General features: G+C 34.3%; 21 protein-coding genes and 2 pseudogenes. 6 read left to right on the forward strand and 17 right to left on the reverse strand.

What is annotated here, in order from left to right; all coding sequences use genetic code 11:
* The first annotated feature begins 210 nt into the window (after positions 1-210).
* Genes thiD through RV14_RS00610 form a run of 3 tightly spaced genes read left to right on the forward strand, consistent with a single transcriptional unit; the run spans position 211 to position 2,095 of the window.
* Positions 211-1,011: a bifunctional hydroxymethylpyrimidine kinase/phosphomethylpyrimidine kinase gene (gene thiD, locus RV14_RS00600; RefSeq protein ID WP_071854423.1), complete on the forward strand. Its 801-nt coding sequence runs from the start codon at positions 211-213 to the stop codon at positions 1,009-1,011.
* On the forward strand, positions 1,012-1,503 hold the full coding sequence (locus tag RV14_RS00605) for an ECF transporter S component (protein WP_071854424.1): 492 nt from the start codon (positions 1,012-1,014) through the stop codon (positions 1,501-1,503). It abuts the gene before it with no gap.
* Between the two features lie 16 nt (positions 1,504-1,519).
* On the forward strand, positions 1,520-2,095 hold the full coding sequence (locus tag RV14_RS00610) for a TIGR01440 family protein (RefSeq protein ID WP_071854425.1): 576 nt from the start codon (positions 1,520-1,522) through the stop codon (positions 2,093-2,095).
* 131 nt (positions 2,096-2,226) lie between these two features.
* Here the strand turns inward: RV14_RS00610 and RV14_RS00615 are convergent, their stop codons facing one another.
* The 11 genes from RV14_RS00615 to RV14_RS00665 form a co-directional block, all read right to left on the reverse strand.
* Positions 2,227-3,864, reverse strand: coding sequence for a glycoside hydrolase family 13 protein (locus RV14_RS00615; protein ID WP_071854426.1), 1,638 nt, complete (start codon positions 3,862-3,864; stop codon positions 2,227-2,229).
* 259 nt (positions 3,865-4,123) lie between these two features.
* Positions 4,124-6,361, reverse strand: a complete 2,238-nt coding sequence (locus RV14_RS00620) for an AAA family ATPase (protein ID WP_071854427.1) — start codon at positions 6,359-6,361, stop codon at positions 4,124-4,126.
* Between the two features lie 16 nt (positions 6,362-6,377).
* A complete protein-coding gene (locus RV14_RS00625) occupies positions 6,378-6,857 on the reverse strand; it encodes a DUF6530 family protein (protein WP_071854428.1) in 480 nt (159 codons plus the stop codon).
* A gap of 151 nt (positions 6,858-7,008) precedes the next feature.
* A complete protein-coding gene (locus RV14_RS00630) occupies positions 7,009-7,857 on the reverse strand; it encodes a DegV family protein (RefSeq protein ID WP_071854429.1) in 849 nt (282 codons plus the stop codon).
* Positions 7,858-8,027: 170 nt separating this feature from the next.
* Positions 8,028-9,629, reverse strand: a complete 1,602-nt coding sequence (locus tag RV14_RS00635) for an oligosaccharide flippase family protein (protein WP_071854430.1) — start codon at positions 9,627-9,629, stop codon at positions 8,028-8,030.
* A gap of 260 nt (positions 9,630-9,889) precedes the next feature.
* Entirely contained in the window at positions 9,890-10,207 is a 318-nt protein-coding gene (locus RV14_RS00640; RefSeq protein ID WP_071854431.1) for an AzlD domain-containing protein, read from the reverse strand.
* Positions 10,200-10,988 carry an AzlC family ABC transporter permease gene (locus tag RV14_RS00645; protein WP_071854432.1) on the reverse strand — a complete coding sequence of 263 codons (789 nt, stop codon included), beginning with the start codon at positions 10,986-10,988 and terminating at the stop codon, positions 10,200-10,202. The genes RV14_RS00640 and RV14_RS00645 overlap by 8 nt, the downstream gene beginning before the upstream one ends.
* 162 nt (positions 10,989-11,150) lie before the next feature.
* On the reverse strand, positions 11,151-12,098 hold the full coding sequence (locus tag RV14_RS00650) for a cation diffusion facilitator family transporter (protein WP_071854433.1): 948 nt from the start codon (positions 12,096-12,098) through the stop codon (positions 11,151-11,153).
* 219 nt (positions 12,099-12,317) lie between these two features.
* Positions 12,318-13,376 (reverse strand): hypothetical protein, encoded by a 1,059-nt coding sequence (locus RV14_RS00655; protein WP_084650189.1) that lies wholly within the window; start codon positions 13,374-13,376, stop codon positions 12,318-12,320.
* Positions 13,369-14,241, reverse strand: a complete 873-nt coding sequence (locus tag RV14_RS00660; RefSeq protein WP_071854434.1) for a coiled-coil domain-containing protein — start codon at positions 14,239-14,241, stop codon at positions 13,369-13,371. Before RV14_RS00660 ends, RV14_RS00655 begins: the two co-directional genes overlap by 8 nt.
* A 180-nt stretch (positions 14,242-14,421) precedes the next feature.
* The gene (locus RV14_RS00665; RefSeq protein ID WP_071854435.1) at positions 14,422-14,613 is read right to left on the reverse strand and encodes a hypothetical protein; all 192 of its coding nucleotides are present in this window, start codon (positions 14,611-14,613) and stop codon (positions 14,422-14,424) included.
* A 254-nt stretch (positions 14,614-14,867) separates the two neighbouring features.
* On the opposite strand from RV14_RS00665, the gene RV14_RS00670 reads away from it, so the two are divergent.
* The 3 genes and pseudogenes from RV14_RS00670 to RV14_RS00680 all read left to right on the forward strand — a co-directional run bounded on the left by RV14_RS00670 (position 14,868) and on the right by RV14_RS00680 (position 18,485).
* Complete coding sequence (locus tag RV14_RS00670) at positions 14,868-16,370, forward strand: DUF1846 domain-containing protein (RefSeq protein ID WP_071854436.1); 1,503 nt, start codon at positions 14,868-14,870, stop codon at positions 16,368-16,370.
* 233 nt (positions 16,371-16,603) lie between these two features.
* Entirely contained in the window at positions 16,604-17,776 is a 1,173-nt protein-coding gene (locus RV14_RS00675; RefSeq protein WP_425429246.1) for a NupC/NupG family nucleoside CNT transporter, read from the forward strand.
* 157 nt (positions 17,777-17,933) lie between these two features.
* Positions 17,934-18,485, forward strand: a pseudogene (locus tag RV14_RS00680) (guanylate kinase).
* Between the two features lie 123 nt (positions 18,486-18,608).
* Here the strand turns inward: RV14_RS00680 and RV14_RS00685 are convergent.
* The 6 genes and pseudogenes from RV14_RS00685 to RV14_RS00710 all read right to left on the reverse strand — a co-directional run bounded on the left by RV14_RS00685 (position 18,609) and on the right by RV14_RS00710 (position 25,127).
* Positions 18,609-19,583 carry a sce7725 family protein gene (locus RV14_RS00685; RefSeq protein ID WP_071854438.1) on the reverse strand — a complete coding sequence of 325 codons (975 nt, stop codon included), beginning with the start codon at positions 19,581-19,583 and terminating at the stop codon, positions 18,609-18,611.
* A 6-nt stretch (positions 19,584-19,589) separates the two neighbouring features.
* Positions 19,590-20,280 (reverse strand): annotated as a pseudogene (locus tag RV14_RS00690) (hypothetical protein).
* 293 nt (positions 20,281-20,573) lie between these two features.
* A complete protein-coding gene (locus RV14_RS00695; RefSeq protein ID WP_071854439.1) occupies positions 20,574-22,019 on the reverse strand; it encodes an amidase in 1,446 nt (481 codons plus the stop codon).
* Between the two features lie 153 nt (positions 22,020-22,172).
* Positions 22,173-23,111, reverse strand: coding sequence for a dihydroorotate oxidase (locus RV14_RS00700; protein ID WP_071854440.1), 939 nt, complete (start codon positions 23,109-23,111; stop codon positions 22,173-22,175).
* A gap of 75 nt (positions 23,112-23,186) precedes the next feature.
* Complete coding sequence (locus RV14_RS00705) at positions 23,187-23,825, reverse strand: PepSY domain-containing protein (RefSeq protein ID WP_071854441.1); 639 nt, start codon at positions 23,823-23,825, stop codon at positions 23,187-23,189.
* Between the two features lie 135 nt (positions 23,826-23,960).
* Complete coding sequence (locus RV14_RS00710; RefSeq protein WP_071854442.1) at positions 23,961-25,127, reverse strand: SAM-dependent methyltransferase; 1,167 nt, start codon at positions 25,125-25,127, stop codon at positions 23,961-23,963.
* Between the last annotated feature and the right edge of the window lie 543 nt (positions 25,128-25,670).

A 25,670-nucleotide genomic window follows, 5' to 3' on the forward strand; every position in this document is an offset into this window, starting at 1 on the left:
TATTTATTGTACAGAAAAAAGTGGTTCATTGAAGTACCAATAATTACATTTTTAAAAAAAATTGATTTGATCTATTTTATTTTTTATCAAGATGCTACAAAAAATGATTGTGTGAAATAAATAATTAAAATTGGATGATTTTAAAATATGCCAATTGGCTGTTTTATTTTAAAAGGACTTTCGTTATACTTTTTTTGTGGAGGGAGATTAATGCAAAAGATACTAACAATTGGAGGTTCAGACCCCTTTGCTGGCGGTGGCATTCAATCTGATCTAAAAACTTTTGAAAATTATCAACTTTTTGGGATGAGTGCCCTTACTTGCGTAGGAATGATAGATGAAAATGGTACGTTTATACTAGAAGATCTACCTGCTGACTGGTTAGAAAAACAGTTAACCGCTATTGGCAAAATGGTCAAACTAGATGGTATAAAAATTGGACTGTTACATTCTGTTGAAGCAATTCAAGTAGTCCGTGATTTTTTAAAAGAGCAGTTAGGAATACCGATTGTTCTAGACCCAGTATTAGCTTTTAAAGAGGCACTTGCTTTGGCAAACCAAACTTACATGGATTGCTTAGTAAAAGACCTATTCCCGTTGGTTGATTTAGTGACACCAAATCTAAAAGAAGCTGCTTTACTTTCAGAAGGAAAAACCTGTGCAAGTACAGAGGAACTAATTGAAGCAGCTAAATTTATTCATTCTTTGGGAAGTAAAGCTGTTCTTGTTAAAGGAGGAGCTGGTATTGCCGGCAATCAAGCAATAGACGTGTTGTATCATGCAGAGAAAGTAGAAATGTTTGCATTAAAGAAGTTAAAAAAAGTAACCGTAAATGGTGCTGGCTGTACTTTTTCTTCAGCAATTACCGCTAATCTTGTTCAGGGACGTACGCTTTCAAAAGCAATTCATCATAGTAAAGCGTATGTTTATCAGTGTATTTCACACGGTGTAATGATGGGAAGTCAGACAGGAAGTGTGTGGTCTGGCGGTCGCCTTGAAGGAGGAGCCTAGTTGACAGCGAAACGATTGACGAAATACGCAATGATGATTGCTTTAACCGTCGTGCTTTCCTTAACAGTTTTTCTTCCTGTTCCTGTAACCAATGGTTTTGTTACACTTTGTGAAGTGGGGATTTATACGACTGCTTTTTTATTTGGTCCCGTTGGTGGTTTAGTTGTAGGAGCTTCAAGTGGTTTATTAATTGACTTGCTTTCAGGGTATCCTCAATGGGCTATTTTTTCATTTTTGATTCACGGTCTTCAAGGTTGGGTCAGTGGCTATTTTGCGGAAAAATCAGTAAAGAGCAAGTGGTTCGGACTCGCTTTAGGAAGTATCCTAATGATTAGCGGTTATTTTTTAGGTGGTTGGTTATTGTATGGTTGGCCTGCTGGGGTTGCTTCCATTTTTGGGAATTTTTTCCAAAATATTGTAGGTATTGGGCTTGCTTTACCGCTTAATCATGTTATTCGACGAACAGTGCAAAAAAGAAGAACTAGTAGATAATGAAAGGAAGAATAAAATGAACATTACAGAAATGGAGTTAAAACAAACGTTAACTGAAATGGTCAATGATGTTTTGACAGAAGCAAATTTGAAACGAGGGGATTTATTTGTATTAGGATGCAGCACGAGTGAAATTATTGGCGGCCGTATTGGAAAAAATTCAAGTATGGAGGTCGGACAATGGGTTATTCAAACACTTAGAGAAATTCTTGATCCATTAAGCATTTCTTTAGCTGTTCAAGGGTGTGAACATATAAATCGAGCATTAGTAATAGAACGTTCTGTAGCAGAAAAGAAGCAGTTTGAAATTGTTTCTGTCGTTCCTGCTTTACATGCAGGCGGTGCTTGCTCTGTCGCAGCCTTTGAACAATTTGTTGATCCAGTAGAAGTGGAACATGTTATCGCACAAGCTGGGATTGATATTGGCGATACAGCGATCGGTATGCACATTAAACATGTTCAAGTCCCTGTTCGACCTAAAAATCAGATGTTAGGAAGCGCACACGTGACGGCTTTACGTTCACGTCCGAAATATATTGGTGGTTTTCGAGCTGAATATGAATGGAGTAAATGGACAAAAAATGACATGTAGTAATGGGAGTTAGGCAACAACCATTTTTGGTAACGAGAGATGATTAAATGAGTAGCCTTTCTTCTAATTATTTATTTTTAAAATAAAAAGTATAAAAAGAGGCTTTTGGCCTCTTTTTTGTAAAGTAGTTATTACACTCTTTCAAATAATTGTGCTTCATAAGGTTCTAATATGCCTTGTTTTTTAAATGGTCTTTTCTGATAATTTGTAAGCAGTAATTGCCAGTTAGCCTCTACTGCTGCTGGTAAAGAATAAGTCGCCTTGTCTTTTGTAAGGTTGACGATCACTAAATATCGTTTTTCATTCAGTATACGTTCATATACATATAATTGCGGATGTTTCGCAAGGTGTTCTTTAAAAGAACCATAGACCAGTCCTTTCTTTGTTCGGCGAATACGTATCATTTCTTTATAAAACGCTAAAATAGATGTTGGATCATTTTCTTGTTGTTTAACATTAATAAAAAGATAATTAGGATTAATACCAAGCCAAGGATGTTTAGAAGAAAAGCCTGCAAATTGTTCTGAACTCCATTGCATAGGTGTTCGACTATTGTCGCGAGTAGTAGTGGAAACAATGTTTAGTGCTTCTGCTGGACTTTTTCCTTCTTTTATTAATTGCGTATACAGACGTTTAGAATCAATTGCATCAATAGCGTCAATGGTCGTAAAGGACATGTTGGTCATTCCAATTTCTTGGCCTTGATAGATAAACGGTGTACCTTGCAGGAAAAAATACATCATAGCAATTGCTTTAGTAGACCTTTGCCAATAGTTACTTGTATTCCCAAAAACAGAAACGGAACGTGGAACATCGTGATTTTCCATGTACAAAGCATTCCATCCTTTACCATCTAAAGCAGTTTGCCATGCACTTAACGCTTTTTTTAGCTTTATTACATCTAGCTTTCCTTCTTTTTCCTGTTTCCAAAGTGAAAGATGCTCAAATTCAAAAATCATGTCAAAATAGCCTTCTTTCCCCACCCATGTGGGTCCTTCTTTTGCTGATACGCCGCTTGCTTCTCCTATAGTTAAGATATTATAGGCATCAAAGACCGTTTTCAATTCATTTAAGTGTTCTTCGATACCTGATACATTTTGAAAAGGAGAAAATGGCTGCTCAGTTGCTTTTACAGAATACGCTGCTTTTTTCACATGAGAAATTGCATCTAAACGAAAGCCATCAATTCCTTTATCCAACCACCAGCGAATCATGCTAAATAGTTCATTTTTTAATTTGCTATTTTCCCAATTTAAATCCGGCTGCTCTTTTGCAAAAATATGGAGAAAATATTGTTTGGTTTTTTCGTCATATTCCCAAGCAGAACCGCCAAAAATCGACTGCCATTCATTAGGTGTTTTTTCGGGCGTACCATCTGTCCATATATAATAATCACGATACGGATTATTCCGTGATTTTTTTGATTCAATAAACCATTCATGTTGATCAGAGGTATGATTAATGACAAGATCCATAATAATTTTAATGCCTTGTTGATGCGCCTCTTTTAGTAATTGATCAAAATCTGACATCGTACCAAATTTTTCAAAAATTTTTTGATAATGACTAATGTCATACCCGTTGTCAATAAAGGGTGAAGAATAAATTGGATTGAGCCAAATAAAATCAATCCCAAGGGAGCTTAAATAAGGAAGCTTTTCCCGTATGCCATTAATGTCCCCCAGCCCATCTGCGTTACTATCTTTAAAACTGGCCGGATAAATTTGATATCCAACCGCTTCTTTCCACCAAGTTTTTGTCTGTACCATTCTTTTTCTCCTTAGTTCTTTTTCTTTTATTATAAAGCAATAATGAAAAATTTGGTGGATAATTATTGACTAATCAATAATTTGGATCAAACATTATTCATCCTATTGGAAAGAGTTTCTATTCATGACGATTTGTTGTATAACAAATTCAATCAAATAAAAAAGTTGTGGAGCTTTCTTTCCACGTGCTCATCTTATAAAATGCACCATTTTTCTTTTTATAAGCAAACGAAGTCACAACTGTTTTTAAAAGAATCATTTACAAGTAACGTGAAATCAATTGAATCAATTGTTTGGGCAATTCATGAACGTCAGTAATGTCAATGAAGCGACTTTCTCCATAAATCTCTTTAATGTCCTTTTTATCTTGTCCGATCGCAGCCGAAACAAAAATAATTCCTTGACGGTCATATTCAGCTAACACTGCTTGGATATCTGCTTTTGCTTTTTTTCCAGTATAATCTGGTAACGCTTTAGGTTGGCCGTCACTAATTGATACGAGCAACTTAGTAGTAGCCGCTTCTTGGCTTAATTTATTTGCCATCAATCGTAACACAGCGCCATCGCGATTATTCTGTCGTGGCTTCATAGTAACTAATTTTTCAGCTAACCAACTAAAATCATCAGTAAACTCTTTATAGGAAAAGATTGACGTTTTTTCACGAGTAGAAACATCCGCTGTATCCCCATAAATCATTAAAGGAATGTTTACACGCTTAGCAAATTCTGCCAATGCAATTGCCGTTCTTTTTGCCACTTCAATTCGTTCGTCACGTATCATTGATCCTGACTCATCAATTCGCAAAGCCACAGCTAGTGAAGGCCGTTCATGAGGAGGATTTTTCTTGTCAAAATTACGCCAGTCATTGTAAACTATTCGACTGGCATTAAAACGTTGTCCTTCGTATTTTCCTTTTTGATAGACGTCAGTTTCTTCATGTTCTAGTAAATCACATATTTGTCGGCTTAAAGAGTCAACGATCGGTAAGACTTCTTGTCTTAATTGCTTTGCTTCTGAATTTTTTGGCTCGAATTTCGGTCGATGAACAATCAATCCCACTTTTTCGTGCAAAGTCCCCTTCATGACTTGACGTGCTTGCTTGTTTAGCTTCTGTTTAATTTTTTTGTCATAAGCTTCCATGTCAGAAGCCGACATGGTTTTTGAAGTGTCCTCTGCTTGTTCTTGTTGATTTTTTCCTTCTATTTCTTGACTTCTTTTCTCCTTCTTTAAAGGGAAAAATTCATTAGCAGGTGAAAGCTCTTCTGTAGGAAACGATTCTTTTGAAGAATTGTCGCATATTTTTTCTGATGTCTCCACGTGTTCTTTTAGCGAAAAAGTTTCTTCTGCTAATTGATCAATTTCTCTTTCTGTAGCTGTCGTTTTATCTAGAATTCTTCCACGTGTTCTTATTTTGGGTGAATCCTCCCCTTTGATTTTTCGTAACAGTTCTCTAAGTTCTTCCAAAAGCCCGCTTTCATCTAAAGCTTGTGTTAATATTTTTAATTCTTCTACATCTGTCGTTAATTTATAAAGAACTTTAGGATAAATTGTTTGTAATAGATCTTGTCCTTGTTTCCATGTATTTGCCCAATAGAAATAAGAACGCATTCCTGCAACTCCTTTGATCGCATTTGCCTTAGCCGTGTCATCTAATAAACGAATGATTTCAGCTAATTTTACTAGCAAATTTGGTTGCTGGATTTTTGTTTTTCCTAAGGCTCGCTCAGCCATTACTTCCAATGACGGTAAATTCATTTTTTCAGCATGCTGCATGCGGTCTCTGAAGGATTCATTTAGAGGCCGATTTCCTTGATAATTTCGATTAGTTGTAATAATGATGATACAGTCGCAATGGCGGGAAATAACACCTGTCGGCAAGTTTAAAAGACCGTTTGGCTCTAATGCAGAGTTTAACGCTACTAACACAGAGGCATCACGAATGACAGTTGGTTCTTGAATTTCTAATAAATAGCCTTTTTCGATTGCCCGAACAATTTCAGAAGGATAATACTTATAACGAATACTACTTTCTTCATTGACTTGCATGCTGCGATGTATAAAATCTGCCAATTTTAATTTAGCTGTTTCGTAACTGAGATTGTAATGATTTCTGATTAATTGTAAAACAGCTTCAAGTGTATCTGATTGATTGATGGCTTCAATCAATCTTTGATCCTCTTTTAAATCCGAGTCAACGACTGGCAATAATGCACCGAATACGTCAGATTTGTCCATGTCGGCAAAACAAGTAACTTTCGTATAAGGAAGCTGTAAATCGGAAGAAAGTGCTTTTGCAAGCTGCGTTTTTCCTGAACCAGCATCTCCTTCCAATAAAATATTACTGATTTTCATTTCTGGGTCATGCCAATTTTCATAAATTTCAGTAGCAATTCTTAGTTCTTCACTACTCGTTCGATGACTCGCAGGTTTTTGCCAGATCATTTGTTTTTCAATCGTTGAAAATCGTCGCTCTTTTGTTAATGAAAAATTTTTCATACTGAATTCTCCTTCTTTAATAGCCTAAATCATCTAATAAGCGTTTTAAAATACGAAAACGTTCCCCAATCAACTCTCCTTCCTTTTGTAAAGTATCGTAGTAAAGGAGAACGTCTTCATCAATTTTAGGATTTTGGGTTTCTATTTCAACCGTCATTCGATTTCCTTGTAGCCCAATAATGTCAACTACAGAATTTTCAGGATTGTAGAATTTTTTATAACGATAAGCATCTTGAAAATACACGCTTCCTTGCGCTGCGAGAATCGCTAAATCTAAAATACGCGTAATCGGTAATTCTTGCGATTGTTGGGACCATTTTTCTCCCGTGCGGTGCCACACTTTACCGGAAATTTCTGCTTTATTGTGAGCGCTTTTATGAATTACACCCAATGAAAGAGCTTTGACATCTGTATGAAGTGCTCTTGTTCCATCAACTTGTTCATAATCTTTTACAACAATGACAGGTTTATGATTTAAATTTGTTGGAATTTCCATTAAAATCGACCTTTCTCTTTGAATAATTGTAATTACTCATTTACTAAAATTTAAAGTGATTATACGATTTATGAAAAAAAAAGGCAAAAAAAACCTCGCAACTAACGTATCTGGTTTAGTCACGAGATCGTATGAACATAAAAAAGAATGTTTATTGTGCGGAAATAGCAAGACCAATCGCTTTTTCTCCTAAATGGCTGCCAATAACTGGTCCGAAATGTCCGATTTCAATTTCAGCATGAGGGTATTGTTTTTGTAGTTTGTCTTTTTCTTCTTTTGCTACTTCTAGATTATTTGCATGAATGACGTATAATTTAACTGGTGGAACAATTTCATTTCTTCTAAGTCCAATTATTTTTTCTGCTCGAGCAAAGGCTTTTCTACTTGAACGAATTTTTTCAAATAAAACGATTTTTCCTTCTGAAAAAGTTAAGATCGGTTTAATTTTTAACAAACCACCGATTAATGCAGCTCCATTTGTCAAGCGTCCGCCCCGAACTAAATTATTCAAATCATCCACAATGAGATACGCATAAGTATTCTCACGAATACGATCAATATGCGTTAAAATTTCTTCCAAGGAATGTCCTTTTTTGTTCAAATCTAATGCCGTTTCTACCATATGTCCCATTGGCATGCTCGTAATTTTTGAATCATAAGGAACGATTTTTACACCCTCTACATCATTTTTCAACGCATGCAGTGTATTCACAAATCCAGAAATACCAGATGATAAATGAATGCTTAAAATCGTATCGTACCCTTTGTCTTTTAATTCTTCATATAACGCCATTACTTCGCCGACAGCAGGTTGTGAGGTTGTAGGAAAATCTTTGCTATTTTTCAGCAGACCGTAATATTCATCTGCTTCAATATCGATACCTTCATTGTAAGTTTTACCATCTAAAATAACAGGAATAGGAATAATGAATAAATCAGGATGATTCTTAATCCGTTTAGGCAAATAAGCCGTGCTGTCAGTAACTACTGCAAGTTTCATTTATTTAATTTCCTCATTTCAAAGAATTTTACCAGTCTTAATAACTATATCATAAGACAGGTTATATTTGAACCTCTGAATCAAAAAGCGAGAGAAACTACCAGCCTCTCCCACTTCTTTTATCGTCAGATTATCACGCCTTACTTTTTCATTTATATCATTTTTTTCTTTTAATGACGCCTTTGTTGAAAATTTTTAAGAAAACGGAACGTATTTTTACCAAATTGAGCAAACAGAAAAGTGAGTCCTCCCACAACCCCTAATCCGACACAATAGACAACCGCATGGGTCTTAGAAGTCATAGTCAATTGACTGTTTAATAGGACAAAAAATAGCATACAAACAATCAACATAAAAAGAGTCGAACGAAACGTTTTAAGAAAGAAAAATCTAATTTTAGCTAATGGTGCAATGCGGTATTCTTTACACATGTAATAATATCCTCGAATAAACACAATAGCAAAAGCAAAGGTGTTTGAAAAACTCATCCCATACCCGCCTAAAACTGCTAATCCGATGATTTGAAAAATAATTTTTAAAATGATAGCTTCAACAGTTAAGTAAATTGCGATGCGATGATGATTAAGCGATTGTAACATGGTTGAAAGGATCGTAAATAATGAAAAGAACAAAGAGGCTAACAGTGCAAATTGGAAATAGCCTACGCTATCAGGATCATATCCGAAAAACAATGTATACAAAGGACCAGCTAACAGTGACATTCCAGCTAAAGCAGGTAGTAAGATTAACAAAGCGATGGAAAAACTGTCTCCCACTGTTTTTTCGATTCGTAAACGGTCTTTTTTCCTTAAGGTGCTCAAAATAGGCAAGCTGCTAATTGCTACTGTACCAACCATAGAAATCAAGATTAGCGTCAGTTTATTAGGGTTGACAGAGGCACGACTGAATAAAAATTCGAGTTGTTGATTCGTTATTTCCGGTTTGAAAAAGTGCAGCAAAGGTTTCATAGTAACTTGATCAATCATTTGAACAATTGTAATGACTGAACCAACGAAAATAAATGGTAACGTTTCACGAATAATTTCTAAAGAAGCGGAGCGGTTTTCTTGTTGGAAATAACGAGTAGAAAGAAAAAAGTCTCGAATTTTAAAGTAATTATTTTTATGACCGATAAAATACATATGGATAATTGCTGCTAGACCACCAAAAAAGGATGCAACCGTACTAATTAAAACGGCTTGTAAGATCGTGCCATTTGTTAAGACTCTTAAATAAAAAGTTCCTGCTAAAATAACTAAAACGCGAACAGCTTGTTCGATGATTAGTGACGTACCATAAGGGCGCAAAAAATTCTTTCCTTGAAAATAGCCCCTCATTGCACTTAAAATAGGGATCGCAACTAAAGAAGGACACAAACTACGAATCGCTAAAATTCCGTTATTCACGTTAGCGATTGGGCTAATTCCAGCAAGTAAAGGTGCAAAGAAATACATCAATAAAGCCGAAACAATTCCAATGCCAAACATAATATTAATGGTACTGCGAAAAATGAGCTGACATGCAGCGGCATCATTTTCTTTAGTAGCAATGGCTACTTTTTTTGCAATGGCGTTAGGAAATCCCACGGTTCCTAGCATTAAGAACAAGCCATAAGGCAAGTAGCCTACGTTGTATAAGGTGGTCGCCAGCATTCCTTCTTGATTGTTTCCGATCATGCTTAACCATGGAATTAAGTAAAGGACTCCTAATACCTTGCAAAGCAAGTTAGCAAAAGTTAACCAGAATGTTCCTTGCATCAATTTTTTATTCATTTCATTTTCCTCGACTATCTATATTTAAATCAATACCTTCCTCATTATAGCAAAAAAACAACGAAGGACAAATGATCCCTCCATAATTTTAAAAACAAGGTATAAAAAAGAACGGTAACAAATAGCACAAAAAAATAAGCCGAACAATCCGAAAACAGTTTTTTATATTTTCTAGATTAATTGACTTATTTCCTTAAAAGCTGTTTTTAAAACAGCGATTATTCATTTTTATCAAGGATTGATGACTCAATTGCTAAATTTTAAAACATAGACAGTAAAAAAACAGAAGCGAGACCGGTAATGACGGATAATGCCATGGAACGAGATTTGTAGGCTACTCCAGCAACAAGAACCATCGCTAAAATTTTATTGTTCCAAACAATTTCCAATTGTCCATGGGTAATAAATACATCTTTGAAGGCTAAAGCTGCAAATAAAGCAACAGGCACATATTTCATCCATTCGCTAAACCATGATGGTACTTTTCGATGAGTGAAATAAAGCATCGGGAATAAACGTGGCACATAAGCCACAACAAATAAACTAAGTACTAAAAGCAAAAGATAAGTTTTAGTCATGATGCTGTCTCTCCTGTTCTGGGAAATTAAATAGCGGTTCATTGACATGCTTACCACGATTTCTTTGTCGCTTCAACTTTTTTTCTTTCTCTTTTTTAAATGCTTTTTCTAATGAAAAGCCTACGAAAGAAGCAATCACTGTTGCAGCAATTAGACCTAATGTATTGTCAAATAAAATCATAAACCCAACCCCTAATATTCCAGAAAAAATTCCAGTAAAGATGAGAATTACGTTTTTCATTTGCATCACAAACATGAAAATAAACATTGCAGTCAATGCAAAATGGACAAGATCAGCATCTACACGAATCACAGAACCAAAGATGTTTCCAATCACGTTACTGCCTGTCCAAGAAGCCATCGAAAACCAATTGACATACAAAGCTTTTTGCTTATTCCATGTAGGATCTGTTGAATATTTTAAATAATTCACTGCATAATTTTCATCATTTAAAGACTGCGAAAATATTGCTAAGAATGATCTCTTTTCTTTTTTCATAAAACCTGAAAGACTTGATCCTAACAACGTGTAGCGTAATTCTAAGAAAAATACCATTAAAAGTGTTGTAGCAAAAGATGCCTGAGTCGTAAGCATCGAAGCCACTAAAAATTGCGCTCCACCCGAAAAAACTAAAATGGACAGCAGACCTGTTAACAGTGGATCAAATCCAACTTTTTGCAATAATACTCCACAAGCCAATCCAACCGGAATATAGCTTAAGCAAAGTGGCATTACTGCATGTAAAGCCTGAAGCCATGGCGCACTTTTCTTTTTATTCATCAAAATATCTCCTTCAATTACAACAAATAAACAGCGGACTCATTGTAACATAAAAAAAAGAAATTGTAGCCGTTTTATTTAAAAACAACATTATTTTTTTCTCATTTTAAATATAAAATTTGAAATTTTAGAATAAAAATTAATCTTCTTTCACTCATATGCTTAATTTACGTCTGTGCTTCGTTGATAATTAGGATCATATTTATCTGTTTCAATGTAAATATAAACCCTTTTATCATTTAACGATTGCCTAATCGTTTTTTCAATATCATTAATAATCGTGTAGGATTCATGTTCCTTCTGATCAAAAATATCTATTTTTGCAGCAATCAAGATTTCCGCAGGACTTAAATGCACCGTTTTTACGTCTATTAGTCGAGAAACTTCTGGACGTTTAAACGCTTGTTTGATTTTATTTAAATCACTCGCAGTGACACTTTCGCCAACGATCAAACTGTAAAATTCTTTTGCTAAGAAGATAGCTGCTCCCATCAAAAGAAGACCAATTAATAAGCCGCTAAAAGCGTCAAAAGCAGCAATTCCTGTCATCATGGTTAAAAAGGTTCCTAGTAACGCAAGCAACAATCCTATAACGGCACAAAAATCTTCTGTAAAGATAATCAAAATTTCACTATGACGACTTTCTCGTAAAAATTCCATTAATGATAGCTTTTCAGTATTTAATGTATAGATTTCTTTCATAGCAATTCGTAAAGAACTTCCTTCAATAATTAAACCAAAAAGCAAAATCATAATGATGATACTTGGATGATCAATCTCATGAGAAGGATGTGTTAATTTTTCAAATGCTTCCATTACTCCTAACGCACCGCCACCAAAAAAGAGCATCGTTGCTACAATGGTGCTAAAGAAATATTTTGCTCTACCTTCACCAAACGGATGCAATTCACTTTGTCCTTTATTTGCTCGTTTCTCTCCAAAAAGCAGGAGAATTTGATTACTGCAATCAACGATACTATGAATACTTTCATTAAGCATTGCTGTACTTCCACTGATTGCATAGCCGACAAATTTACTTGCAGCGACTAAAAGATTTGCTCCTAATGCTGCAATGACAGAAAACATTCCGTTTTTTTTTAAATTTTCCACATCTATTTCCTTCTTCCTTTAGTATTTTACGAAACTGTAAATAAAAAAGATTTGCGATTGTTTAAATCGTTAATGATAGATTCTTCTTTACATATTTCTTTCATTTTTCCAATATTCGAAGCTTCTTCTTAAGCGAGTGTTTCCTATCTTTTAAAAGGACCGCAAAGAAAAAACATGTGCCAATCACTGGTTAGACTACCACACGTTTTAATTTTCTGTTTAGACTTTTCGGACTATTAAAGGCACTAAAAATTCATAATTAATGAAGAAGTCAATAACTGATCGGTGGTACTCGCCAGACGAGATTTCTAACGTTGTTTGATTTTGTTGGTTTTTTGAAATAATTAACGATTGTCCTTTATCTAATAGAACTTTGTATTGTTCCTCCATTATTTTTTCAAAATCATAAGAAGGATGGTTCATCGTAGTAATAAAAATATCATCCAGTACTTGTTCAGTTAATTCAAATTCACTTTGCAGCGTTAAATGAAGTGGCTTTGTGTTATCTAATAACGTTTGATTAACAAAAAAGCCTAATGTTCGTGCATGAGCCAATATCTGATTTATTTTGTGATTAAAAATCGTGATTTGGCCAGTAGAAAATAAACGATCCACAGACCAATAGCGAATCAAAGATAATACACGATCATCTTGAATGGTAATTTCCATTGTTTCAGGAGAAACTTCTAAAAGATTAATTGCCTCTACTTGGTAACGTTGATTGATCGTCGGAATTATAAACGAAAAAATTAATTCATTTTGTTCATTTAAATTATAATTAGCTAAAAAATGTCTTGTTTTCCAAGTATCATAGGCAGTTTCAGATAATTCTAACCCAATGTCATTTAACGGTCGTAAAAGTTCATATGCAACATATTCAATCAAGCTAGTTTTTCCTATCGGAGAAATAGGTGTTTCATTTGTGATGTAACGGGTGAAGTAATCAAGCAATTTTGAAAAATCAGATTCAATCAAGGCTTTTCGTAATCGCAAATCTGCCAGTTCAGCTTCAGCCGTTTCAATCAAAAGAACGATATCTTGATGATCGCGTTTTTTTGATTCTAAATACACGTGATTTTCATTTTGATTTTCTTTGCGCTTGGTTTCATTTTCAACTATTTCTTCAGAAAGCACAGGCTGCGTTTCTATCGTTGACGTTTCCACAGACGATTCAAGATTTTCTATTTGAAATTTTTGAGTCTTTTCTTCTTTAAAAGCTTTTTCAGCTTGTGGGATTTCGAATGTTTGGCTTTTTTTATGTTCTTTATCGCTAGTCATGTTCAGCCTCCTCACTTGAAGCGATAGAATTTTCCCTTCCTAAATACTCCATCAAAAATTGATGAACGGCTTGAGCAAATCCTTCTTTTTCTCCAAAATAACGTTTGATTTGTCGCTGCTCTTTTTCCACAATTGCTGCACGTAATTGATTGGCTTTTGCTTTTTTCTTTAATATTTCTTTTTGTTCTTGAATTTTTTCTGGTGCTTCGATGTATGGCAACCATTCAATTTTTTCATTTGCAAGACTTTGTTTTTGTTTTTCTAATTTTTGTATTTCTTCTTTTACTTTTTTACGATTCAAGAAACTTTTTGTATCATCAAGTTGAGGAATTTGTCGATTAATTTCATTTAGCTCACCATCAATTCGTTTAATCTCTGCTTTTGCCGTGATGACTTTTGCTTCGAGCGCATTGATTTGTTCATGATAATCATCAGGTTTTTGTTGCGTATAAGTCTCCCATTCTTGATCAATTTGGGGTAAGACAAATATTTCAGGTAAACTTGCATCGATACCGATTGTGGGTCTTTCATGGTAATACGTACCAATTTTGTAATAGCTCATAGTAGGAGAAATTGTCTCAACTAATTCCATAAATGGAAATTTTTGAACAAATCGATCATGAATTTTTTGCATCAGTAGTTTATCGATCTCATGATTTTCATTTGAGCTTTTTTTCAACTCATCATTTAAATGGCCATTGTATAATTGATAAATTTTGGGGATGTTTTCTTCATGGACGGCTTTTTCAAAAGCTTTTAAATCTTTTAATAATTGAGACAAGTTTGTACTTACTTTTTCTTTGATGTCATAAAAAGATGGATTTTCTTCATGAAGCGGTTCATTTTCCCGCGTAGTCTCTTTCATGCTTCTTCTCTCCTCACATTCTTCTTTAATAATTGTGGTGGGAATATACCTACTTGATGTACATTGATACTTTAATAGTACCATTTTCCATAAAAAAATGGTACAGCGGACATTTTTCTTAATAAGAGAGAAAAACAAAAGAGCGAGGCTCCCCTCACTCTTTTATATTAAGTAAATAGTTTATTTATTCGGCAGGTCCTTCGTTGTGAAGTGGATGCGTTGTTTTTCATCACGAGTTAAAAGTGTTTCTTCATTCAAGTATGAAAACTTCATTTCATTTAACTCAGTGTTTTCTAGCATTTTTTCATAACCAGTAAAAATCGAACGGATATACTGTTTATATGCGTTTTTCTTTTTCTGTCTTTTTTTCATGTTACACCTTCCTTATCAAATTTATCATACCAATGTTGTTTCTACAAAACAAGCTGGTTTTATCATTTTTATTTGTTCTTTTAATCAATCATTCGTTTCTAGTTGACGAATTGCAAAAAAAATGAAAGAATGCTTTAGTACTTAAACGTAGGATAAACATTAATCATAGAATTGAAAATTACATCGTGAAACTCGTTTAACCGAAAAAAAGTAATCAAACAACTGTTGTGTTAAAAATTAAAGGAGGAAAATGAATGAAAACAATTGGTTTTGATTCAGCAAAATACATTGAAGAACAATCGACCTATATTCTTGAACGCGTGAATCACTACGACAAGTTATATTTAGAATTTGGAGGAAAATTAGTTGATGACAAACATGCAAAACGTGTCCTTCCGGGTTTTGAAGAAGATGCTAAAATAAAGTTGTTGCAAAAATTAAAAAATCAAGCAGAAATTTTGATTTGTGTATATGCTGGAGATATTGAGCGAAATAAGATTCGTGGGGATTATGGGATAACGTACGATATGGATATTTTGCGTTTGATTGATGAACTGCGCGGATATGGTTTATTAATTAATAGTGTAGTCATTACTCGTTATAGCGGTCAGCCGGCTACGAAAGTGTTTGTGAATAAATTAGAAAGGCGCAACATCAAAGTTTATAAGCATACAGAAATTGAAGATTATCCTGTGAACGTAGAAAAAATCGTCTCTGAAGATGGATTTGGTAAAAATGAATACATTGAAACAACTAAACCGATTGTAGTAGTTACTGCACCCGGTCCCGGCAGCGGTAAACTAGCAACTTGTCTGAATCAACTTTATCACGAAAGTCAAAAGGGACAAGCGGCTGGATATTCAAAATTTGAAACCTTTCCCGTTTGGAATGTGCCATTAAAACATCCGTTAAATATTGCTTATGAAGCAGCTACCGTCGATTTAAAAGATGTAAACATGATTGATTCTTTTCATTTTGATGCTTATGGTAAAGTGGCTGTTAACTATAATCGAGACATTGAAACTTTCCCAGTCATCAAACGAATTATTGAAAAAATTACAGGAAAAGAATCGGTTTATCTCTCCCCTACTGATATGGGAGTCAATCGTGTAGGATTTGGAATTATTGAAGATGAAGTGGTTCAAGAGGCTTCAAAACAAGAAATTATTCGCCGCTACTTCCAAACAATATGTGATTTTAAAAAAGGAACAATTGATGAAGAGTCTGTAAATCGAATCAAATTAATTATGGAAGAAGTTGGTTTACAGCCTGAAGATCGTAAAGTAGTAAGACCAGCTCACAATTATGCAAAAAATTTACAAACTTCTAGCCATGATCCTGTTGCAGTAATTGCGATTGAATTACCAGATAATATAATTATTACAGGACGAACAAGTTCATTAATGAATGCGGCTGCTGCAGTTATTTTAAATGCAGTAAAATACTTGGCGCACATTTCTGATGAGATTCCTTTACTTTCTCCGCTCGTACTTGAAAGAATTCAAGGAATGAAAACAATGGCCTTGCATTCTTCAATGGATGTTTTAAGTTTAAATGAAGTGTTAATTGCTTTATCCATTAGTGCAGTGACCAATCCAATTGCGCAAGTAGCTTATGAAAAATTAGCTGAACTTGATGGTATGCAAGCACATTCGACAGTAATGGTGAACAAAAATGATGAACAAAGTTTAAAACAATTAGGTGTTGAAATAACTAGTGCACCTTTTTATCCTTCAGAAAATTTGTTTTATCAATAAAATACGTCTATGAAAAAATCTTTAAATAAATTTTTAAAAGATTTTATTTTCAAGGAGTCAAATGACAATTTTAAAAAAACTTTAAGGAGTTTTTTAAGATTGTCATTTGATTAATTTTTATGTATACGTTTCACTCTAAAAAAACAATGATAATGTTACTAAAAATTAGTATTTTAATCCTAAAATGTGTAAAATTAAGCGAAATATTGTTAAGGAGTGGTTTTTTGAATCTAATGATAGGAATAATTGGTTTATTCGTCGTTTTTAGTTTGGCATTTTTGATGAGTACTGATAAACGAGCCATCAAACTGAAACCTTTGCTTTTTATGGTTGCCTTACAATTTATTTTAGGTTTTGCTTTGCTGCGAACCTCGTTTGGTACACTTATAATTTCTTTGCTCGCTAAGTTGTTTGAACAGTTATTAGCTTTTGCCGCTAAAGGGGTAAATTTTGTTTTTGCAGGAATTGCAAATCAAGGAAGTGCCCCCTTTTTCTTAAATGTTTTAATGCCAATCGTTTTTATTTCAGCAATTATAGGAATCTTACGTTACATCAAAATTTTACCTTTATTGATGAAAGTTGTTGGCTTAGGATTAAGCAAAATCAACGGCATGGGAAAATTAGAATCTTATAACGGAGTAGCTTCAGCAATTCTAGGACAGTCTGAAGTTTTCATTTCCATCAAAAAAGAATTACCACTTTTATCTGAAAAACGCTTAGTTACGCTATGCATTTCTGCAATGTCTACCGTCTCCATGTCAATCATTGGTTCTTACATGGCTCTCATTCAATCTAAATACGTCATCACTGCACTCGTATTGAATTTATTCGGCGGTTACATTTTATCTTCAATCGTTAACCCTTATGAATTAGAAACAAAAGAAGATGAGTGGCGCATTGAAGAAAACAAAGAGCAGACATTTTTTCAAATGCTTGGTGAATACATTCTTGATGGATTTCATGTCGCCATCACAGTGGCTGCAATGTTAATTGGTTTTGTTGCCCTCATTGCAATGATTAATGCAATTTTTAACAGCATTTTCGGCGTTTCTTTTCAAGAAATTCTAGGTTATCTCTTCGCACCATTTGCTTTTATTAGCGGTATTCCTTGGGATGAAGCAGTCGATGCAGGAAGCATCATGGCTACCAAACTGGTAACCAACGAATTTGTGGCTATGACGGAACTTGCAAACGGTTCTCTTCAATTTACAGAACGTACGACGGCAATTTTATCAGTCTTTTTAGTTTCTTTTGCAAATTTTTCTTCTATCGGAATTATTTCTGGTGCAATGAAAGGATTAAATAAAGAAAAAGGGAATCGAGTTGCCAAACACGGAGTAAAAATTTTATTAACGGCTACCTTCGTTAGTTTTTTAAGTGCCATTATTACAGGATTGGTCATTTAAAGAGCTAAAACAATTATTTTGTTTTTTATCACTAGGCTCATCATTGAAAAAAACTTTTAATGATCGACCTAGTGATTTTTGTTTTTCCCTTTCTCTTTCACACATAAGAATCTGCTTTATATTTTTGACTGAATTTTATTTGAAAAGGAGAATTTGTATGCACAACTGTTATGTTTTTATTGGTCCTTCTGGTTCAGGAAAAACTTCCTTGGCCGCTGTTTTATTTGAACCCCATCAAAAAATTATTACCTATACTAACCGTCAACCAAGGAAAGGAGAACGCGATCAAAAAGATTATTATTTCATCTCCAGAAGCCAGTTTACTCAAATGATAAGGAATCATCAATTACTGGAGTGGACGACATACGCAGGATACTATTATGGTTCAAGTAAAATAGAAATTGCTCGTAAATTAAAAAAAGGAAATTGTTATACGATCCTGACTGCTGCTGGCTTTTGGACTTTATACAAAACTTTTGGTGGAAATATTCAACCAGTATTTGTGACCATCACTAAAGATAAATTGAAGGAACGTCTTTTAACTCGTGGGGATGCTCTTGATCAAATTCAAAAACGGATAACTCTTTTTGAACAGGATATGAAAGAATTAACATTTTAAAAAAAACTCCCACACTTAATTATTTTGACAAACAACGACAATCTAGAAGAAACCAAAAGCCAATTTATTCGATCCATTTCTCGTGATTAAAACGACTAAATTATTGAGGAATAATGCCCATTGTAAATCCATTTCTTTACTTGCCACATTTCTCTTATTTACCAAGAGCTATTGAAATTTTTAGTTGTTTTGATCTAAAATAACTAGCAATCTTTATTTTTTCTTACTATTTAAGTAAATCAGTGCATGCAGCTCTTCAATTTTAGAAGAAGTTTTTAACCAAGTGGTTGGATGATCTAGCAATTGACTCATTAACTCAAGATGATGTAACAGCGTCCATTTTTTTAATACCCCTAAACCGGGAAACTTTTTTTGTTGATATAAAGAAATTAGTTCTAACAATCCTGAGGTAATGAGTAATTGGTCTTTATTTCTTTGTACCCAAGCCTCCATTTTTTCAGCCGCTTCAAAAAATTTTAATGCTTGTTTTTTTACTGAGTCATTTGTATCTGAAACAAAATGCTTGACTCTTATATTGCCGTATGAATCGACATATGTGAGGTGTAAAGCAAGGCCGCGTCTAGGAAAACCTTTATCAAAATAACGGCTACCTTCAATTGTAAAGTCTGAAAATCCGATATAGCCATCTTCTTTGAAAAATAAATAATCATCACTAAAGAAATCATCATCTTTTTCATGATAGTCTTCACTGTGCTTTCGAGGTTGAAAAGCTTCTTTGATGACGATTTTATTTTTAGGTAACCAGATACGAAGACGACTGCTATCCGGCAATAAAATTTTCGCCTCGGCATGTAAAAGTTTTTGCCATATTTGAGGATCGCGTATCTGATGTTGGCCATCAAAAATAATGAATTTAGGCGGTCGACTAATGACTTTTTCATAGTTATTAGAAGTTACAATTACTGCCTGATCAATGGAACTGCGTTCGTTTAACTGCCATTTATGTAAACGCTCATCAAATAGTTTAAATTGCCCAACTTGAGGATTAGCTACAACAATTAAAGGATGGTTAACTTTTTGAAACAATTCTACGATATTTTTTAAAGTAGCAGAATCTCGCACGGGCTCAATAATCGGAAGAACTTTTTTAGATAAACTGTTACGCTGGATGCTTTCTTTTAAGGCTAATAGATCAAATTGTTTTCCTCTTAAATAAGGGTAATACATTTATATTCACTCCAATGGTTCTGTCGGCAGGCGTTTCACTTGTTGCTGTTGACGTAAAAATTCGTAATCTTGCCGTAATGCCTGAATTTCTTCTTTTAAATCTTGAATGGCTTGACTTTCTGTTTCTTCAATAAAACGTTCATAATACCGTTCTTTTGTGAAAGAATCTTGAATTTCTGAACGTTTTTTCAGCTCTTGATACAATTGTTCTGTCGGAAAATACTTTACCCCTCGTTCCATTTGTTTGGCTTTTCTTACTTCTCTAAATAAAGAAGCCATAAATCGGTTAATCAATGCTTGTTCTGAGACTTTTAATTTTTGTCTCGTGGCTTTTTTTTGCGACAATAAAAGTTCCTGATACCGGCATTTCTTCTTCTAGCATATAAGGGCGATAAACTAAAACACCGATGTTTCTTGGAATTTCATGCTGTACTTCTTCATAAAGCTTCCTAGGCAACGCAAAATAATTATAATGCCCTACAAATGATAATTTTGCAGTAGAACGAAAATCTGTTTTTGAGACTTTCAGCTCATAACATCGCCATTCTCTCGTCCCGTCAAATTTGGTGATACAGCTTAAAGTGTCAACAATTCCATACTCTTCAGGCATGGTAACTTCTTCGACTACAAGACCGCCTTGCTCAACACAATAATGATAAAGAGAATTTTCGAGCGTTAACGTTAAAGGAGTTTTCAACTTCCTCACCTCCGTACGAACGTATTTTCGCTTTCTTATTTTACCGCAGATATCATAAAAAAGCTATTCCTAAATCTTTATAAAAAGAGGAACTCCTTCAAAAGATAGTTGTACTTTTCTTGGGTGAAAAAGAATACGTAGCATCGCCTAAGAATTTGTCGTAAAATCAACAGCCGTTCATGGAAGAATTGGTGTTTTATGTACCCCAAAAATAAAAAAATGGGACAACCATCGAATTTTTCTTTGACGATCGTCCACTTCGCAGGAATTATAAAAACACGCTCTTTTATGGGCTATTGATAACTTGGTGGTAAATAAAATTTTTGATGAGCTTCAAATAGTTCACCTATTTGAAAAAGCAAATCTTCTCTTCCTCTTGCAGCCATAAATTGAATTCCTAAAGGCAGATTATTTTTACTAAGATGTGTAGGTAAATTAATGGCTGGCTGCCCCGTTAAGTTTGCTAATTGAGTATAGGGCGTAAGCTTCAAACTTTCTTCAAAACTAGCCGAAATAATTGCTAATCCTTCTTTTTCATTCCATTCACTGATATTTGCCATTTTTTCTCTTATTTGATCACTTTGTAAATCAGCTAATACATTCGGCGCAGTAAAAGCGGTAGTTGGAGAAAGAAAAAGATCAAAAGTTTGAAACAATTCTTCCATTACAATCGCTGCGTGATCCCATAAGTGAAGAGCCTGAATATAATCAGCAGCAGACACCTTTTTTCCATATTCTGATAAAGCCCATGAAAGAAGTTCAAGTTCATTTTTTTCTACCGAGCGACCTAAGTTAGATTCGACTGAGCGAATCATTGCTGCTGTTTCTGCACCATTCATTTGATAATAGGATTGGATCAGTTGCCTTCCATCAAGCGGATAATTGATTTCTACAAGCTCATGTCCAGTTTGTGTTAAAAATTGTCCCGCATTTTTAATTGCTTGTCTTGCTTCTTCACTAATGGCTGTCCCAACTGGTGATTCCATACAAACAGCGATTTTAAATTGCTTTTTTCGCGGATGTTCTTGCCATTTAATAGGAGAAACTTGATAAGGAGCACCTGAATGAATCCCTCGCAATCCCATAAATAAAGCTTTTGTATCTCTCATGGAAACCGTTAATCCAAAATCAATTGCTGCACCTTGCCAACTTCGCCAAGCATAAGGACCAACTGGCATTGTACCGCGCGAAGGTTTTAAACCGATCAATCCGCAAAATGAAGCAGGAATTCGAATCGATCCACCTCCATCACTTGCTCCAGCAATCGGCAATATTCCCGAAGCAACAACAGCCGCAGCTCCACCGCTTGATCCCCCCGGTGAATAAGCTGGATTCCAAGGATTTCTTGCTGGACCGTAAAGTTGTGGATCTGTAATATTTTTAAATCCAAACTCTGGTGTGTTGGTTTGCCCAAGCGGTATAAGACCAATTGCTTGTACTTTTGTAACAAAATTTGAATTTTTAGAGGCACGATGCGTTTTAAAAAGGTTAGAGCCTGAAGTGGCTAGCCATCCTTTTTTTTCTTGCCCTAACATTTTTAATGGAAATGGCACGCCGCTTAGTGGTTGATTTTTTTCTAAAATAGGAGAAGAAGTAAAAAATTGTTGTGGGTCAAAAGTAACAAAAGCGTTTAGTTCAGGATTCTTTTTGGCTACTTTTTTTGTGATTTCCCCAATTAGTTCTTCATAGCTAATTGTTTTTTCTTTTAAAGCATTAGCTAAATCAATTCCGTCTTTCAATTAACCTCCTCCTTTTGCCAATTTTTAACAAATAAAAAACATGCTCTTATAAATTTTGGAACCCGTATAAATTAATTAAGAAAGCATTTAAAAAATAAAGCTAAGACTCCTATTAAAGAAGTGTATAGAAGTCTTAGCTCATTTATTAGTTGCTTACAACGTTTTTAATTTTCCTCTAAAATCTTCAATTGTTTGATAGCCTTTTTCTGCCATAATTTCTGTCAGTTCTTTTGTGAGACGATCGAAAATGCTTGGACCTTCTTTGTGAAGTTCTGTACCGATTTGTACCATTGTTGCACCACATAGGAGATGTTCAAACGCATCTTGTCCATTTCTAATGCCGCCCGTTCCAATGAGTTTAATGTCTGGCTTCAAGCGAGTATAAAAAGCGCGGACGTTTGCGAGTGCCGTTGGTTTTATATATTCGCCGCCTAAACCGCCAAATCCTTCCTTAGGTTTGATGACTACTGACTCTTTTTGAGGATCAACGTACAACCCGTTACCGATACTATTAATGGAATTGACGTAAACTAAAGGAAACTGATTTAAAATTTCTGCCATTTGATCGAAATGAACCAAATCAAAGTAAGGTGGCAATTTGATGCCTAACGGTTTAGTAAACTGTTTAAACACTTGTTTCAATAAAGAAAAAGTAGCATCAAAATCATACGCTAATTGTGGTTTTCCGGGAACATTTGGGCAAGAAAGATTAAGCTCTGTAATTCCTTTAAAATTACTACTTTCAATCATTGCTAACATTTCTAAATTTTCAGTCGTATTCATTCCCGCAATAGAAAAAAAGATCGGTGGTTTAGCAGGCTGCCGTTGTTCATAATTTATCGCATAGTCTAGATAATAATTAAATCCTAGATTTGGCAGTCCCATTGAATTAATGCTTCCAAGCGCAACATCATAATAACGCGGTTCGGGATTTCCAGATCGTTTATTACGTGTACAACTCTTTGTGATAAATGTTCCAGCTTTTGATTGAGCAAGTTCTTCTAATTCGGTCGTGGTCATACAGTGAACGCCTGAAGCATTCATGAAGGGATTTTCAAACATATGATTAAAGAAAGTCGTCTCTAAAGTCAAGTTATTCTCTCCTTTGATGAAGCATTTTTTCTAGTTTATCATCAAGTAACTAAAAAGCAAAGGAAATCAAAAAAATTAATCATCTACTTCCGTTGCTAAAACTTCCCCTGTTTGACTGTTGAGTTTTACTTGTATTGTTTGATAGCCGTTTTTTACTTTCACTTCCCAATACGTTATGCCAAGTTCTTTACTTAATTTCCAATCCGTCACTGTTCCCCCACCAACTTGTTTTATTGCAATAGACGTAGCTTCTTCAATACTTAATAAATTAGAGATGTCTAACGCATCTTCTTTTTTCTTTTGTCCATTTTGTTCATCATAATCTAACTGTTTGGGAGGTTGCGTTTGCATTTTGGCATTTTCGGCATTGATTTTTGCTTCATATTCCTTTTGATCATCTACGCCTTCAATTTCGTAAGCAGAAATGCCCCAACTGCTATCTAATTCCAACTTTGTTATCTTGACATTCGGATAGGCGGCTAGAAACAAGTCAATTGCTTTTTTTACTGATACTTTTATCTCTTTTGTTGCATCCATAAAAGAATGACTTGACTGTTGACCAGAAATGGTAGAAACAGAGGGTACGGTTGTTTCTTGATTCGTGCTTGTTGTAGGAGTCGTTTGAGACATAGTGGATGGGACTTGTCTTGATTGACAACTGCTTGCAAATAAAATGAAAGAGAAAAGTCCACAATAAATAACAATTTTTTTCATTTTTTACTTCCTTTCTTTTTAAAAATCCAAGTAAGACAAGTATACAAAAGAAAGTTTTGACTGTCATTCTTTATTTTTAAGGGTTCAAAAAAAAAAAACGAAAGAGAACTTCCGTTTTTTTTACCTATTCCTTTTTTATTTACGATGCATTGGAATATCATTATTTCCCGGTTGGACAAGTAAATATTGAATCACATCAATGTTACTGGATTCAAAAGAAGCAGCACAAGCTTGTAAATAAAGATCCCACATGCGATAAAAAGAATCACCCATTGTTTCGGTTACTTTTTCTTGCACGGCATGGAAATTATTAGTCCAATGTTCTAGAGTCAGTTGATAATCACGTCGTAAACTTTCCAAATCAATCAACTGTAATTCATTTTTTGTCATATGGTTGACTAGCTCTGTCACACCCGGTACATACCCGCCCGGGAAAATGTACTTATTGATCCAAGCATTTGTTGCGCCTCCTTGTTGCCTGCTGATTCCATGAATCAATGCAGTACCTTTAGGACTTAACAAATGTTTGATGACACGAAAATATTCTTCTAAATTGTCTGAACCGACATGTTCGAACATTCCAACACTGGTGATATGATCAAATGTTTCTTCTTTTAAGTCTCGGTAGTCCATCAAGAGTACACGACACTTGTCTTCTAGACGTTCTTCTTTGATTTTGTTTGTAATATGATTGTATTGTTCTTCACTTAAGGTAATACCAGTAGCTGTCACATTGTATTCTTTCACGGCAGTAAACATCAACGTTCCCCAACCACAACCGATATCTAATAACGTATCATTTTCTTTAATAAAAAGTTTATCTAAAATATGATGGACTTTATTGATTTGTGCTTGTTCTAACGTATCTTCTGGCTTGTTAAAGTAGGCACAAGAATAAGTTAACGTTGGATCCAACCACATTTTATAAAATTCATTGCCTAAATCATAATGGGCATGAATATCTTCTTTATTTTGTTTTTTCGTATGCTTTTCTTTTTTAGGCAACCATTTTAAATAATCTTTCCCTCTTAAAAAGCTATTTGCGTGCTGATAGGCATCGGTAATTAATGCTTGGATGCTTCCTTCTATTTCAATACGATGATCCATGTACGCTTCACCTAGCGCAAGAGATGCATTAGTGGTGATTTCTTTTATTGGTATTTCTTTATTGATGTTGATTTTGATTTGGGGAGGAGTTCTTGTGTCTCCATAATGTTTTGTTGTACCATCCCAATAAGTAACCGCAACTGGAAGTGAGAAAGAATGTGCAAATAGTTGATTATATAATGTTTTCTCTAACATGATTATCCTCCTTAAAAAAACTACCTTCTAACGGTAATACTAAAAATGAAAAGAATCAACTAAGAAGGTCTTTTTTTCAGAAATATTTCTTAAAACACTTCAAAATTTCATTTTATACACGAATAGTTTCTCATAATTTAGTTACTTCCGTCACTTAATTTGCTCAATTATTCTTTTTATCTAGATAAATTTGTGAGAGATCAACCGCCTTAGATTAATATATAATTATAAAATAATGATATAAACAATAAAATTTATTTTTATATCATCATATTAAGTGCGAATCTACAGAATAGTTAAAAGAAAAAACTATTTAAATTTGTCTATTTAAAGGGATTTTATAAGAATGAAATAAAAGTGTTTCTATCTGTTTGATATTAAGGTTAAAAGAGAAATGGATATTATCCATTGTTTCAAAATATTTTCTTGTTTACTTAGCTGGAGAAACATTTAGTGGTAAAATGGTCAATAGGTTATTTTTAGGTAAATAAAACTTTATTTTTAAATAAAATTAACTTATGAGAAAATTTAGTATATAATGAG

It is taken from the genome of Enterococcus ratti (genome assembly GCF_001886195.1).
In the GTDB taxonomy this organism is placed as follows: Bacteria; Bacillota; Bacilli; order Lactobacillales; family Enterococcaceae; genus Enterococcus_B; species Enterococcus_B ratti.

What these genes read in the sequence shown, in the direction of transcription:
- RV14_RS00705 (WP_071854441.1), bottom strand. Translation starts at nt 23,825, where the DNA reads ATGAAAAAAATTGTTATTTATTGTGGACTTTTCTCTTTCATTTTATTT.
- RV14_RS00675 (WP_425429246.1), top strand. Translation starts at nt 16,604, where the DNA reads ATGATAGGAATAATTGGTTTATTCGTCGTTTTTAGTTTGGCATTTTTG.
- RV14_RS00665 (WP_071854435.1), bottom strand. Translation starts at nt 14,613, where the DNA reads ATGAAAAAAAGACAGAAAAAGAAAAACGCATATAAACAGTATATCCGT.
- RV14_RS00660 (WP_071854434.1), bottom strand. Translation starts at nt 14,241, where the DNA reads ATGAAAGAGACTACGCGGGAAAATGAACCGCTTCATGAAGAAAATCCA.
- RV14_RS00635 (WP_071854430.1), bottom strand. Translation starts at nt 9,629, where the DNA reads ATGAATAAAAAATTGATGCAAGGAACATTCTGGTTAACTTTTGCTAAC.
- RV14_RS00625 (WP_071854428.1), bottom strand. Translation starts at nt 6,857, where the DNA reads ATGGAAATTCCAACAAATTTAAATCATAAACCTGTCATTGTTGTAAAA.
- RV14_RS00615 (WP_071854426.1), bottom strand. Translation starts at nt 3,864, where the DNA reads ATGGTACAGACAAAAACTTGGTGGAAAGAAGCGGTTGGATATCAAATT.
- RV14_RS00670 (WP_071854436.1), top strand. Translation starts at nt 14,868, where the DNA reads ATGAAAACAATTGGTTTTGATTCAGCAAAATACATTGAAGAACAATCG.
- RV14_RS00685 (WP_071854438.1), bottom strand. Translation starts at nt 19,583, where the DNA reads ATGTATTACCCTTATTTAAGAGGAAAACAATTTGATCTATTAGCCTTA.
- RV14_RS00655 (WP_084650189.1), bottom strand. Translation starts at nt 13,376, where the DNA reads ATGACTAGCGATAAAGAACATAAAAAAAGCCAAACATTCGAAATCCCA.
- RV14_RS00610 (WP_071854425.1), top strand. Translation starts at nt 1,520, where the DNA reads ATGAACATTACAGAAATGGAGTTAAAACAAACGTTAACTGAAATGGTC.
- RV14_RS00630 (WP_071854429.1), bottom strand. Translation starts at nt 7,857, where the DNA reads ATGAAACTTGCAGTAGTTACTGACAGCACGGCTTATTTGCCTAAACGG.
- RV14_RS00620 (WP_071854427.1), bottom strand. Translation starts at nt 6,361, where the DNA reads ATGAAAAATTTTTCATTAACAAAAGAGCGACGATTTTCAACGATTGAA.
- RV14_RS00645 (WP_071854432.1), bottom strand. Translation starts at nt 10,988, where the DNA reads ATGAATAAAAAGAAAAGTGCGCCATGGCTTCAGGCTTTACATGCAGTA.
- RV14_RS00710 (WP_071854442.1), bottom strand. Translation starts at nt 25,127, where the DNA reads ATGTTAGAGAAAACATTATATAATCAACTATTTGCACATTCTTTCTCA.
- thiD (WP_071854423.1), top strand. Translation starts at nt 211, where the DNA reads ATGCAAAAGATACTAACAATTGGAGGTTCAGACCCCTTTGCTGGCGGT.
- RV14_RS00640 (WP_071854431.1), bottom strand. Translation starts at nt 10,207, where the DNA reads ATGACTAAAACTTATCTTTTGCTTTTAGTACTTAGTTTATTTGTTGTG.